The following is a 13,332-nucleotide window of genomic DNA, read 5'->3' on the forward strand; positions in this document are numbered from 1 at the left end:
GTGCGGCCAGCTTAGCGGCACCGGTGCGCTCAGCGGATGCAGGCGCCCGACGACACGGTCTGCTGCATGCTCTCCGCCTGGGCGACCACCGAGGTCAGCTCGGCGGTGGTCATCGCGTAGCCGACGTTGGGGTCGCTGTCGCTGCGGGCGAAGACGATGCCCACAGCCCGTCCCGACGCGTCGAGGAGCGGCCCGCCGGAGTTGCCGGGCCGCACCACGGCGTCCAGGGCGTAGATGTCGCGCACGTCCGATCCGCTCCCGTAGATGTCGGGCACCCGCGCCTCTCCCACGCTCGTGACCGAGGCGTTCCCCGACGTGAACGGGCCGCCATAGGGATAACCCTGCACGACGGCGGCGGCGCCGGCGGTGAGTGTCGCGCCGAGCGGGATGGCTGCGGCATCCAGCCCGTCGGTCGCGATGACCGCGATGTCGTTGTGCGGATCGTCGTACACGATGCGACCCTCGACGGCGGCGCGACCCGGGAGCTCCACGATGGGGTTCGTGACTCCGGCGACGACATGCGCGTTGGTGACGACACGGTCCGGAGCGATCACGAAGCCGGATCCCGTGGAGGTCTCGCTGCACGCATAGGCCGTGCCCGAGATACGGGCGACCGACTGCGCGGCGGCGTTGAGTGCCGGGTCGGCGAGGTCGATCGGGGCGGCGGCGGGTGCGGTGGCGGCTCCGTCGAGCAGCGCCCCGAACTGCGGCAGCCCGTCGCTGAGCACCCCCTGGCGCAGCTGCGCGAGGGCCTGCGACAGCGGGCTCGGGGTGAGATCGTCGATCGTGCGCAGCACCGTCGACGACGCGACGGCAGGGGCGAGCACGGGCGTGCCCGTCACCACCACGCTCTGCCCCACGAGCGAGATCGCGAGGGCGGCGACGACGACGCTCAGCGCGCCTCCCAGGACGCGATCGACGATGCCGAGGCGCAGGCGGTCGACGCCGCGCCGCAGGCGCATGCCGATGGCGCCGCCGAGCGTGCCGCCCGCGAACAGGAGCGCGATGCCCGCCGCGAGCACGATGAGTCCGCGCCACTGGGACCACGGCACAACGCCCGACAGCAGCGGCAGCAGCCACCACGCGGCGGCGCCCGCCGCCACGACGCCGAGCAGTGCACCGGCGCTCGCGAGAAGACCCCGGGCGATGCCACCGGCGAGCGCGCCGATGAGCAGGAGCACCGCGATCACATCGACGACGAGCGACATGGATGCCTCCTCCTCCCCCGCCTGGATGTCTCACGGTACGACGGATCCGCTGGGAATCGTCCCGGTTTGCCTTCGAGTCATCGAGACTCTAAGATCGCTTCTGGTCATCATGACACTAACCATCCGTTCCGAGAGCGCCGCGTCGGCACCGTCCCCGTCGGACCCGACGCGCGTCGCCGTGTCGACCGTGATCTTCACCCTGCGGCGGCCCGACGGGTGCGACCTGCCCGTGCTCTCCCTGCCGCTCGTGCGCCGCACCCGTGACCCGTACGGCGACTTCTGGGCCCTCCCCGGCGGATGGCTCGACGCCGACGAGGAGCTGGAGGATGCGGCATCCCGCACCCTCGGCGAGACGACCGGCCTCGCCGCGAGCTACCTCGAGCAGCTCTACGCCTTCGGCGCCATCGACCGCTCCCCCTCGCGGGTCATCTCGATCGTCTACTGGGCGCTGCTGCGCTCCGACGACGTCGACGCTCAGCTGGCCGCGCACCTCGCCGCCGGCGACGCCCCCGAGAACGTCGAGTGGTTCGACGCCGCCCACCTGCCGACCCTCGCCTTCGACCACAACGCGATCGTCGACTACGCCCTGTGGCGCCTGCGCAACAAGGTGGGCTACAGCCGCATCGCCCACGGCTTCCTGCCCGGATCGTTCACGCTCGCTGAGCTGCGCGAGGTGTACGAGGCGATCCTCGAGCGCCGCCTGGACCCTGCCAACTTCCGCCGCCAGGTGGAGGGCTCCGGAACCCTCATCCCCACCGACGACTTCCGCACGGGCAGCCATCGACCGGCGCGCCTGTACCGGTACAACCACGACGTCGAGCTCTCCGATCGCGGGCCGCTCGGCACCGCCCCGCCCGCTTCTCGCGAACAGTCAGCCACACCGCACACCCCGAAGGAGGCGCGATGAGCGCCGTCAACATCGCCCTGCGCCCGCGCGACGAGATCGATCCGTCGGTCGACCACGTCATCCAGTCGCTCGTCTCCGGCGGATCCGCCGACGCGACCTGCACGACCGACCTCGCGGCCGGCCCGTGGACGTTCGACGTGAGCGAGGGCTACGGGCCCGGTGCCTCGATGGGTGACGTCATCCCCACCGGGTCACCCCGCCAGGGCTCGCTGCCGCAGGAGTACCGCGACGCCGACCCGGCCGATCTGGATGACCGCATCCGTGCGGCGAAGCAGATGCTCGGCGACCGCGTCGTCGTACTCGGCCACTTCTACCAGCGCGAGGAGGTCGTGCGGCACGCCGACTACGTCGGCGACTCGTTCCAGCTCGCGACCGCCGCGAAAGCCCACCCCGACGCCGAGGCGATCGTGTTCTGCGGCGTGCACTTCATGGCCGAGACCGCCGACCTCCTCTCCGGAGCGGACCAGGCCGTCATCCTCCCGAACCTCGCCGCCGGCTGCTCGATGGCCGACATGGCCGACATCGATCAGGTCGAGGAGTGCTGGGAGCAGTTGGCTGAGATCTACGGCGACATGGATGCCGCGGACGCCGACGGGCTCGTGCCGGTCATCCCGGTCACCTATATGAACTCGTCCGCCGCGATCAAGGGATTCGTCGGCCGCCACGGCGGCATCGTCTGCACGTCGTCGAACGCGCGCACGGTGCTCGAGTGGGCGTTCGAGCGCGGACGCCGCGTGCTGTTCTTCCCCGACCAGCACCTCGGCCGCAACACGGCCAAGGCCATGGGTGTGCCCCTCGCGCAGATGCCGATGTGGAATCCGAACCGTCCCCTCGGCGGCTCGAACGCCGACGAGCTCGCGGATGCCCGCGTCATCCTCTGGCACGGGTTCTGCTCGGTGCACCGTCGCTTCTCGGTCGCCCAGATCGACAAGGCGCGTGCCGAGCACCCCGGCGTGCGCGTGATCGTGCATCCCGAGTGCCCGATGGACGTCGTCGATGCGGCCGACGAGGCCGGATCGACCGACTACATCCGCAAGGCGATCGAGGCGGCGACCGAGCCCACGACGTTCGCGATCGGCACCGAGGTCAACCTCGTGCAGCGCCTCGCCGCCCAGCACCCGCAGCACGAGATCTTCTGCCTCGACCCGGTCGTGTGCCCGTGCTCGACGATGTACCGCATCCACCCCGGCTACCTCGCCTGGACACTCGAGTCCCTGGTCGCGGGAGAGGTCGTCAACCGCATCACGGTGCCGGGCGACGTCGCCGACCCCGCCCGCATCGCGCTCGAGCGCATGCTCGCGGCGAAGCCGCCGGCAGGACGCGTCGAGACGCCGGGGAGCGCGCGGTGAGCCGCAGCATCCACGCCGTCGTCGTCGGCAGCGGCATCGCGGGTCTCACCGTCGCGCGCGACGCCGCCCGCGTGGGGGTGCGGGTCACCCTCGTCACGAAGGACGAGCTGGCCCACGCGAACACCCGATACGCCCAGGGCGGCATCGCGGGCGTCATGTTCGACGACGACAGCGTCGAGGACCACATCGCCGACACCCTCACCGCCGGCGCGGGCCTCGGCGACCCCGCGGCCGTGCGTGTGCTGGCGACCGAGGGGCCGGCGCGCATCCGCGAGCTGATCGGGCTCGGCGTCGCCTTCGACCGGGATGCCGCCGGGTCGCTGCGCAAGGGACTCGAAGCCGCGCACTCCTACCCCCGCGTGCTGCACGCGGGGGGAGACGCGACGGGTGCCGAGATCGAGCGGGCGCTGGTCGCGGCCGTGCGGGCGTCGGGTGTGGAGATCGTCGAGCACGCGTTCCTCGTGGACCTCGTCGTCGCGCACGGGCGTGTGAGCGGCGTCGAGCTGCAGCAGGGCGATGCCCGCCGCACGATTCACGCCGATGCCGTGGTGCTCGCGACCGGCGGCGCCGGCCAGCTCTTCGCGCACACCACCAACCCCGTGGTCGCCACGGCCGACGGCATCGCCGCCGCTCTGCGCGCGGGGGCCGCTGTCGCCGATCTCGAGTTCGTGCAGTTCCACCCGACCGTGCTCGCCACCGGTGACGCGTTCCTCGTGTCGGAGGCCGTGCGCGGCGAGGGCGCGACCCTCATCGACCAGGACGGCCGGCGCTTCGCGTTCGATGCGCACCCCGACGGCGAGCTGGCCCCGCGCGACGTCGTCGCCCGGGCGATCGCCGCCCGCATGGCGGCGCAGGGAGGCGCGCCGGTCGCGCTCGACGCGACCCGGCTGCACGCACCCGGCACGGCCGCCTTCCTCGCCGGACGGTTCCCCACGATCGATGCCGCCGTGCGCGAGCGCGGCCTCGACTGGGCGCGGGAACCCATCCCGGTGACGCCCGCGGCGCACTACCTCATGGGCGGCGTCGTGACCGACCTCGACGGCCGCACCACCCTGCCCGGCCTCTACGCCGTCGGCGAGACGGCCCGCACCGGGGTGCACGGCGCGAACCGACTGGCCTCGAACTCGCTGCTCGAGGGCGCCGTCTTCGGCGCGCGCGCCGCGGCGGCTCTGACCACAGACGCGGATGCCGCGTGGCCCGCGCCGGCACTCCCGGCGGCGCCCGCACCGCTCGAGACCGCCGCGCCCGCCGCCGACGCCCCACCGTTCACGCGCGCCGCGCTGCAGGAGCTGCTGTGGCAGCACGCCGGTCTCGTGCGCGACGACCGCGGGCTCGCGCGAGCGGCATCCGTGCTCGCCGCGTGGTCGCTGCCGCACGCCGCCGCATCGTCGGTCGCCGGATGCGAGGACGAGAACCTGCTGCAGGTCGCCGTCGCGCTCGTCGCGGCTGCGCGTGCGCGCACTGTCTCGGTCGGGGCGCACTTCCGCGCCGACGCGGACCCGGCCGCAGCGGCGGACGCCGCGGCATCCGTCACCGAGGTCGTCGCATGCTGACCGCCCGCACCATCGACCGCATCGTCACGCTTGCGCTCGACGAGGACGCCCCGTGGGGCGACCTCACCAGCGAGACGCTGATCCCCGCCGACGCGGTCGCGACAGCCGACCTCGTCGCGCGCGAGGACGGCGTCTTCGCCGGAGGCGAGGTGTTCGCGGCCGCCTTCCGGCTGACCGACCCGGCCATCGAGGTGGGTCTGCACGTCGCCGACGGCGGCCGGTTCATCGCCGGACGCCGGCTCGCGACGGTGACCGGGCCGGCGCGGGGCGTGCTCACCGCCGAGCGCATCGGGCTCAACTTCGCGCAGCGCATGTCGGGCATTGCCACCCTCACCGCACGCTACGTCGACGCGATCGCGGGCACCGGTGCGCGCATCGTCGACACCCGCAAGACGACCCCGCTGCTGCGTGCGTTCGAGCGCCACGCGGTGGCCGCCGGCGGCGGGCACAACCACCGGTTCTCGCTGTCCGACGCGGTCATGGCCAAGGACAACCATCTGGGCGTGCTGACCGCGACCGGGGCCGATCTCACCGACGCGCTCCGCGAGGCGATCGCGAGGCTCCCCCACACCGCGCACGTCGAGGTCGAGGTCGACCGCGTCGACCAGATCGAGGCCGTCGTCGCGGCGGGGATCGGCACGATCATGCTCGACAACTTCACCGTCGACCAGCTGCGCGAGGGTGTCGCCACCGTCGCCGGACGGGCGCGGATCGAGGCGTCCGGCGGGGTGAGCCTCGACACCGTGCGGCAGATCGCTGAGACCGGTGTCGACGTCATCTCGGTCGGCGCGCTCACCCACTCGGCGCGCGCGCTCGACCTCGGGCTCGACCTGCGCATCGACCTCGGGCGATGAGCGGGCTCTACCTCGACAACGCCGCGACCACGCCCGTGCGCCGCGAGGTGCTCGAGGCCATGGCACCGTTCCTCACGAGCGTGTTCGGCAACCCGTCGAGCCACCACGAGCTCGGCGATGCGGCGGCCCGCGCGCTCGACGACGCGCGGCGCCGGGTCGCCGCGGTGCTCGGCATGCGCGCGGGCGACATCACGTTCACCTCGGGCGGCACCGAGGGCAACAACCTCGCCCTCAAGGGCATCGCGATCGCCGCGGCATCCGCGCGCGGCGCGCGCCACGTGATCACGACTCCCATCGAGCACGAGTCGATCCTCGAGTCGGCGCGCTACCTGCGCCGGGTGCACGGGTTCGACGTCGACCTGGTGCCGGTCGACGAGACAGGACGCGTCGACCCAGCGGAGCTCACCGCCCTGCTGCGCGACGACACCGCGGTCGTCAGCATCGGGTACGCGAACAACGAGATCGGCACCGTGCAGGATGCCGGGGCCCTCGCCGCAGCGACCCGCACGGCGGGCGTACCCCTGCACCTCGACGCCGTGCAGGCCGCGGGGTGGCTGCCTCTCGCCGGCACGGGCGCCGACGCGCTCGTCATCGCCGGGCACAAGCTCGGTGCGCCGAAGGGAACCGGGGTGGCGGCGATCCGCGGGCGCGTTCCCGTCGAGCCGCTGCTGCACGGCGGCGGGCAGGAGCGCGGGCGGCGCAGCGGCACCGAGAACGTCGCGGGCGCCGTGGCGATCGCAACCGCCCTCGAGCTCGCCGAGGCCGAGCGCGAGGCCTCTGCCGCGCGCGTCGCCGCGCTGCGCGACGAGTTCGTCGCCGCCGCCCTCGTGCGGCTGCCGCAGGCGCGCCTCACCGGCGACCCCGTGCATCGACTGCCCGGCACCGCGAGCTTCACCTTCGCCGGCACGAGCGGCGAGGCAGTGCTGCTCGAGCTCGAACGCCGCGGCGTCGTCACCTCGAGCGGCTCGGCATGCGCCGCGGGCAGCGACGAGCCCTCGCACGTGCTGCTCGCCCTCGGGGTCGACCCGGTCGTCGCGCAGACCTCCGTGCGGTTCACGTTCGACCATCACGGTCACATCGACCCCCAATATCTCGCGAACGCGCTCACCTCCGCCGTGGCCGCCGTAGGATCGGCCGGGTGAGTTCCCCGGCGGTGACCGTCATCGTTCCCGGTTTCGACGTCGCCGCCTACGCCGATGAGGCGCTGGCCTCGCTGCGTGCGCAGACCCGAGACGACTGGCGTGCGGTGCTCGTCGACGACGGCTCGAGCGATGCGACCGGGGCGATCTACGCGGCGGCCGCGGCATCCGACCATCGCTTCGAGGTGATCACGCACCACCGTCAGCGCGGCCTCGCCGCCGCGCGCAACACCGGTCTCGACGCCGTCACGACGCCGTACGTCGCCTTCCTCGACTCCGACGACCGCTACACCCCCGCAGCCCTCGAGACGATGCTCGGCACGCTCGAGGAATCCGGCAGCGATCTCGCGATCGGCGCCTACGTGCGCCTGCGCCCGCAACCCGGCGGCGGGTATGCGAGCGGACCCGTGCAGCCCTGGGTGAGCGCCGCGACCGCGCCCGCCCGCCGCGGCGTGACGCTCGCGGAGCACCCCGAGGCATCCGGCAACATCGTGGCCTGGTCGAAAGTGTCCCGCGCCGACTTCTGGCAACGCACCGGGCTGCGCTTTCCTGAGGGACGCCTCTACGAGGACCAGCAGGTCGCGCAGCGCATGTACACGCTCGCCCGCGCATTCGACACGGTTCCCGACGTGATCGTGGAGTGGCGCGAGCGGGCCGACGGAACCTCCATCACCCAGCACGAGAGCACGCTCGGGGTGCTGCGGGACTGCCTCGACGCGATGGCCGCGGGGCTGGCCGTGCTCGACGACGCGGGTCAGCACGCCGCCGCCGACGCCCGCGTGCGACTGATGCTCACGATGGATGTGCCGCGTCTCGCGCGCATCGCCGAGACGCATCCGGATGCCGCCTACCGCCGCGCCCTCGGAGAGTTCACCCGTGCGCTCACCGCGCGCAGCAGCGAGCGCGAGGACGGCCGCGAGGCATCCGTCGCCGCGACCTGGTGACGCTCAGACGGGCCTGTCCGCGTCGAGGTCGGTGACCGCCGCGAGCTGCTGGGCGGCGAGCGCCGCGTAGAGCCCACCGGCCGCGAGCAGCGACTCGTGCGTGCCCGACTCCACGATGCGACCGCGCTCGACCACGTGGATGACGTCGGAGGCGATGACCGTCGACAGCCGGTGCGCGACGGTGATGGTCGTGCGCCCGCGCGCCGCGGTGTCGAGGGCCTCCTGCACGATGCGCTCGGACACCGTGTCGAGTGCCGAGGTGGCCTCGTCGAGCAGCAGCACCGGCGGATCCTTCAGCAGCACGCGCGCGATCGCGATGCGCTGCTTCTCACCGCCCGACAGCCGGTACCCGCGTTCGCCCACGACGGTGTCGTAGCCGTGCTCGAAGCCCTCGATGACGTGATGGATGTTGGCCGCGCGGCAGGCCGCCTCGAGCTCGGCGTCGGTCGCCTCCGGCTTCGCGTAGCGAAGGTTGTCACGGATGGTCGCGTGGAAGAGGTACGTCTCCTGCGACACGATGCCGATGTCGTCGATGATCGCGGCGTGCCGCAGGTCGCGCACGTCGGCGCCCGCGAACCGCACCGTGCCACCCGTGGCCTCGTAGAGCCGCGGCGTGAGGTAGAGGATCGTGGTCTTGCCGGCCCCCGACGGCCCGACGAATGCGACGTGCTGGCCGGGCTCGACGGTGAACGAGACGTCGTCGAGCGTCGGGCGCGCTTCGCTCGACGAGTCGGGGTAGCGGAACGACACCCCCTCGAAGCGCACCTCGCCGCGCGGGCCCGGCGCCTCCGCGACGCCGATCGCCCCCGGCCGGTCGCGGATCGCGGGCGTGAGGTCGAGGTACTCGAAGATGCGCGCGAACACCGCGCCCGAGGTCTGCAGGTCGAGGGTCACGCGCATGAGGCCCATGAGCGGCTGCAGCAGCCGGGCCTGCACGGTGGCGAACGCGACGATGGTGCCCGCCGTGATCGTGTCGGCCCCGCCGCCGATCAGAAGGCCCGCGACCAGGTAGATGACGGCCGGCACGCTCGCCATGATGACGCCGACGAGCGAGAAGAAGCCCTGTCCGCTCATCGCCTGTCGCACCTGCAGGCGCACCTGGTTGGCGTTCTCCTCGCGGAAGCGCCCCAGCTCGTCGCCCTGACGGTTGAACGACTTCGAGAGCAGGATGCCGCTCACACTCAGGCTCTCCTGCGTGATGGCGGTCAGCTCCGAGAGCGACTCCTGCGTCTGGCCGGCGATGCGCGCGCGCACCTGGCCGACCCGCCGCTGCACGACGGCCAGCACCGGCATCAGGACGACCGCGATCACCGTCAGGCGCGGGTCGATCAGCACCATCGCGACGATGGAGGCGACCACCGTCACCGTATTGCCGAGCACGCTCGTCACGGTGTTGGTGAGCACCGACGACACGGCGCCGACGTCGTTCTGCAGACGCGACTGGATGACGCCCGTCTTGGTGCGGGTGAAGAAGGCCAACTCCATGGCCTGCAGGTGGTCGAACATGCGCACGCGCAGGTCGCCGGTGACGGCGTTTCCGACGGTGGCGGTGAGCCACGTCTGCCAGAAGTTCAGCGCCGCCGAGAGCAGGAAGAGCGCGACAGTGATCGAGACGAGCTCGACGAGCAACGGGATGCGGGGTCCGCCTCCGGCGGTCGGGAACAGGGCGTCGTCGAAGATGCGCTGCACGATCAGCGGCGGGATGACCGCGACGGCCGCACCGAGCAGCACGGCGACGATCGTGAGTGCCAGGCGCGCGCGATACGGCCGGAACAGCTCGGCGACCCGGCGCCCGAGGTGGGCGATCTTCGGCGCCGACGCGTTCGCCCTGCGCTGCGCGTCCTGGTCGACCCCGCGGAAGCCCGCCGGCCGCGGACCCATGCCGTTGGCCATCCCCATGCCCATGCCGCCGCCACCGCCTCCGTGGCCCATACCCATCGCCATCAGCGGGTCACCCGAGGCTCGAGACGAGGTTGATGACCGTCGCGAGGATCACGGCGCCGAAGAGGTAGGCGAGCATGGTCTGCGCGATCACGATGCGCCGCACCTCGTTGGTCGTCACGTTGGTGTCGGCGACCTGGTAGGTCATGCCGAGCCCGAAGGCGAAGTAGGCGAAGTCGGTGTACATCGGCGGCTCGTCCTGGTTGAACTGGATGCCGCCGATCGGCTCGGTGTAGTAGACGTGCGCGACCCGCAGCATGTAGTCCACCTGGATGAGCAGCCAGGATGCCGCGACGCTGACGACGCTGATGCCGGCAAGGGCCAACGCCTCCCACCCGCTGGCATTGCGCGCCTCGACCACGACCACGCCGACGGCGCCCAGGCTGACGAGGCTGCCGACGACGGCGATCAGCCGGGCCGTGCGTCGACCCGGGTCCTCGGCCGTCGCGTGCGCTCGGGTGTCCGCCGCATCCATCGACCACGTCGCGACCAGCACCCAGGTCGTCTGCACGATGGCGAGCACCGCCCAGGCCGAGAGGATGCCGGCCGCCCACCCCTGGAACAGGCCCACGACGATCCCTCCCGCCAGGCCCGCGACGATCGACACGACCGCCCGCACCCGCACCGAGGCGAGCTGTCGTGAATCTGCCATGCACTCATCGTGCCACCAGTCGGGAATGGGATGTCTGTGACCACCGTTACGCTCATCACACGCCCGTCGCACTCTCGACGATGACGTCCCCGCCCACAGCCCCGAGACGAGGAACGCCCATGGCATCCACCGACACCATCCCCTCCGCACCGGCATCCATCACGCCTCAGGCGCAGCGCGTCATCTGGCTGCTCCTGGGTGCCGCGTTCGTGGCGATCCTCAACGAGACCACGATGGGCGTGGCGATCGACCACCTCATCGACGACCTCTCGATCACGGCGTGCGCCGCACAGTGGCTGACGACCGCCTTCATGCTCACGATGGCCGTGGTCATCCCGATCACCGGCTTCCTGCTGCGCCGCCTGACGACACGTGTGATCTTCGTGACGGCGATGAGCCTCTTCTCGCTCGGCACCCTGGTCGCCTTCCTCGCTCCCGGTTTCGAAGTGCTGCTGGTCGCGCGCGTCATTCAGGCGTCCGGCACCGCGATCATGATGCCGCTGCTCATGACGACGCTCATGACCGTCGTGCCGGCGCACGAGCGCGGTCGCATGATGGGTCGCGTCAGCATCGTCATGGCGCTTGCGCCCGCCCTCGGCCCCACCCTGGCCGGAGTCATCCTCGACACGCTCGGCTGGCGCTGGATCTTCGGCGTCGTGCTGCCGATCGCGATCGTCGCACTCGTCGTCGGCGCGCTGTGGATCCGCAACGTCGGCGAGCAGTCGCACGCCCGCATCGACGCCCTCTCCGTCGTGCTGTCCGCCTTCGGCTTCGGCGGCCTCGTCTACGGCCTCAGCCAGATCGGCGGCGAGGGCGGAGCGGCATCGAGCCCGTCGGCCACCCTGTGGATCTCGCTGATCGTCGGCGTCGTGGCGCTCACGCTGCTCGTGCTGCGCCAGCTGCGTCTGCAGCGCGACGATCGGGCTCTGCTCGACCTGCGCGTCTTCAGCTACCGCAACTTCACGATCTCGCTCCTGCAGTTCACGATCCTCTCCTTCGCGTTCTTCGGCGCGATCACGGTGCTGCCGCTCTACCTGCAGCGCGCCGTCGGCGCCGATGCGCTCACCACGGGACTCCTGCTGCTGCCGGGCTCCTTGCTGATGGGACTCACCGGTCCGCTGATCGGCGCGATCTACGACAAGTGGGGCACCCGCGTTCTGCTGATCCCGGGCGCGCTGATCGTGATCGCCGTGCTGTGGGGCCTGACCTTCGTCGACGCGAACACCTCCATCTGGGTGCTGCTGCCCATCATCACGGTGATGTTCGTCGGCCTCGCACTGTCGTTCCCGCCGCTGTTCACCGCGTCGCTCGGGTCTCTCCCGCCGCACCTCTACGCCTACGGCAGCGCGATCCTCTCGACCGTGCAGCAGGTCGCCGGCGCCGCGGGTGTCGCGGTGCTGGTCACCCTGATGGCGACGTCCACCGCGAACGCGTCGGCCAACGGGGCATCGCCGAACGAGGCGTGGGCGTCGGGCACGCACACGGCGTTCGTCTTCGCGGCGGCGGTGTCGATTCTCACGATCGTCGGCGCGCTTATGGTGCGCAAGCCGGCCGACACGATCGAGATGCCGGGCGTCGGGCACTGACCTGCGAGTGATCGCACAGCTGCCGACCCGGGTCACCGGGTCGGCATCATCGTTCGGCGGTCTCAGCCGATGCTGCAGGAGCCACCGCAGCACGAAGGGGCTGCGTCGGCGTCGCCGAGAAGACTGAGGAACTGCGGCCCGGGGGTCGCGGCATCCGTCACGGTGTCGTCAGAAGACGTCTGCGTCGTGGACATCGCTCCATCGTACGACTGTTGCGGGCCTCGGGCTCCGCTCACACGAGCGCGCCGAGCACCGCGCCGAGCGCCGCGCCCGCGACGCAGGCGACCAATTGGCCGAACCCTGCCGCGACGCTCCATCCCCATCGACGCTGCTGCGCGAGGCGCACTGTCTCGAAGCTCGCCGTGCTGAACGTCGTGTAGCCCCCGAGAAGCCCGGTGCCGCCGATCATGCTCACCTCGACCGGCAGGACGCGCCCGGCGGCGGCCGCCACGACGAACCCGAGCACGAACGAGCCCGTGACGTTGATGACAGACGTGCCGAGCGGATAGGGATGCCGCCACCGTGCCTTGACCGCGCCGTCGACGACGAAACGCAGCGCCGCTCCGACGCCTCCGGCAGCCATCGTCGCGACCCACAGCCAGATGACGGTCATGCGCGGGCCCTCCGCATGATCGCCGCCCCCGCGGCGATGCCGAGGATCGACGCGGCGCCACCCACCACGACCGTCACTACGCCATAGACGAGGCTCGCGGTCAGATCGGTGTGCAGCAGCCCCTCAGCACCGACGGCGAAGGTGCTGTAGGTCGTGTAGCCGCCCAGCACGCCCGTGCCGACGAAGAGACGGATGCCGCGCCGCGCCCCCGTGTCGTCGCCGCGACGCACGAGCACCTCGAGCAGCAGTCCCAGCACGAAGGCACCGGTCACGTTGATGACGAGAATGCCGAAGGGGATGCCCCACTCCACCGGGATGGCGGCGGACACGACGAGGCGGACCCCCGTACCGATCGCGCCGCCGAGCGCCACCAGACCGACCGCGACGGGCCGCAGGTGAAGCGGCCTCGGGACGACCGCGATGTCGTCGGTGTCGGGATCGAGCGGCAGCTCGCTGTGGCTGTCGCGCTGCGAACTCACTCGCCCTCCGGTTCCCGGCCGGACGGCCGACCCGCCCAATCTACGCCCGTCACCACCGCCCCTCGCGCACGAACCTCGGCCGCAACATGCGGCAACGGCATGCAACG

General features: G+C 71.8%; 13 protein-coding genes. 7 read left to right on the top strand and 6 right to left on the bottom strand.

The genetic code is table 11. The features are described 5' to 3' along the window. Positions 1–29: 29 nt before the first annotated feature. Positions 30–1,208, bottom strand: coding sequence for a MarP family serine protease (locus FFS51_RS06335; protein WP_045248710.1), 1,179 nt, complete (start codon positions 1,206–1,208; stop codon positions 30–32). A 109-nt stretch (positions 1,209–1,317) separates the two neighbouring features. On the opposite strand from FFS51_RS06335, the gene FFS51_RS06340 reads away from it, so the two are divergent. From FFS51_RS06340 to FFS51_RS06365, 6 genes are read left to right on the top strand one after another with little or no spacing between them, the layout of a single operon-like run. Then, on the top strand, positions 1,318–2,115 hold the full coding sequence (locus FFS51_RS06340) for an NUDIX hydrolase (protein WP_048808843.1): 798 nt from the start codon (positions 1,318–1,320) through the stop codon (positions 2,113–2,115). Further along, positions 2,112–3,464: a quinolinate synthase NadA gene (gene nadA / locus FFS51_RS06345; protein ID WP_045248709.1), complete on the top strand. Its 1,353-nt coding sequence runs from the start codon at positions 2,112–2,114 to the stop codon at positions 3,462–3,464. The genes FFS51_RS06340 and nadA overlap by 4 nt, the downstream gene beginning before the upstream one ends. Continuing rightward, the gene (gene nadB, locus FFS51_RS06350) at positions 3,461–5,017 is read left to right on the top strand and encodes an L-aspartate oxidase (protein WP_048808842.1); all 1,557 of its coding nucleotides are present in this window, start codon (positions 3,461–3,463) and stop codon (positions 5,015–5,017) included. The genes nadA and nadB overlap by 4 nt, the downstream gene beginning before the upstream one ends. Beyond that, complete coding sequence (gene nadC / locus FFS51_RS06355) at positions 5,011–5,871, top strand: carboxylating nicotinate-nucleotide diphosphorylase (protein ID WP_045248708.1); 861 nt, start codon at positions 5,011–5,013, stop codon at positions 5,869–5,871. Before nadB ends, nadC begins: the two co-directional genes overlap by 7 nt. Then, positions 5,868–7,013 carry a cysteine desulfurase family protein gene (locus FFS51_RS06360; RefSeq protein WP_045248707.1) on the top strand — a complete coding sequence of 382 codons (1,146 nt, stop codon included), beginning with the start codon at positions 5,868–5,870 and terminating at the stop codon, positions 7,011–7,013. Before nadC ends, FFS51_RS06360 begins: the two co-directional genes overlap by 4 nt. Then, entirely contained in the window at positions 7,010–7,954 is a 945-nt protein-coding gene (locus tag FFS51_RS06365; RefSeq protein WP_045248706.1) for a glycosyltransferase family 2 protein, read from the top strand. The genes FFS51_RS06360 and FFS51_RS06365 overlap by 4 nt, the downstream gene beginning before the upstream one ends. Before the next feature lie 3 nt (positions 7,955–7,957). Here the strand turns inward: FFS51_RS06365 and FFS51_RS06370 are convergent, their stop codons facing one another. Together FFS51_RS06370 and FFS51_RS06375 are read right to left on the bottom strand one after the other, a co-directional pair. Further along, positions 7,958–9,898: an ABC transporter ATP-binding protein gene (locus FFS51_RS06370; protein WP_431463297.1), complete on the bottom strand. Its 1,941-nt coding sequence runs from the start codon at positions 9,896–9,898 to the stop codon at positions 7,958–7,960. A gap of 7 nt (positions 9,899–9,905) precedes the next feature. After that, a complete protein-coding gene (locus FFS51_RS06375; protein WP_056207288.1) occupies positions 9,906–10,547 on the bottom strand; it encodes a DUF1345 domain-containing protein in 642 nt (213 codons plus the stop codon). Between the two features lie 119 nt (positions 10,548–10,666). Between FFS51_RS06375 and FFS51_RS06380 the strand changes: the two genes are divergently transcribed. Beyond that, positions 10,667–12,133: a DHA2 family efflux MFS transporter permease subunit gene (locus FFS51_RS06380; RefSeq protein WP_137877800.1), complete on the top strand. Its 1,467-nt coding sequence runs from the start codon at positions 10,667–10,669 to the stop codon at positions 12,131–12,133. Between the two features lie 62 nt (positions 12,134–12,195). On the opposite strand, the gene FFS51_RS14955 is transcribed toward FFS51_RS06380, so the two are convergent. From FFS51_RS14955 to FFS51_RS06390, 3 genes are read right to left on the bottom strand one after another with little or no spacing between them, the layout of a single operon-like run. Then, positions 12,196–12,327, bottom strand: coding sequence for a hypothetical protein (locus FFS51_RS14955; protein ID WP_268768859.1), 132 nt, complete (start codon positions 12,325–12,327; stop codon positions 12,196–12,198). 38 nt (positions 12,328–12,365) lie between these two features. Then, a complete protein-coding gene (gene crcB, locus FFS51_RS06385; protein WP_137877801.1) occupies positions 12,366–12,746 on the bottom strand; it encodes a fluoride efflux transporter CrcB in 381 nt (126 codons plus the stop codon). Then, complete coding sequence (locus FFS51_RS06390; protein ID WP_249352669.1) at positions 12,743–13,225, bottom strand: fluoride efflux transporter FluC; 483 nt, start codon at positions 13,223–13,225, stop codon at positions 12,743–12,745. Before FFS51_RS06390 ends, crcB begins: the two co-directional genes overlap by 4 nt. Positions 13,226–13,332: the final 107 nt, after the last annotated feature.

The sequence above is a fragment of the Microbacterium sp. 4NA327F11 genome (assembly GCF_005503465.1).
Lineage (GTDB): Bacteria > Actinomycetota > Actinomycetes > Actinomycetales > Microbacteriaceae > Microbacterium > Microbacterium ginsengisoli.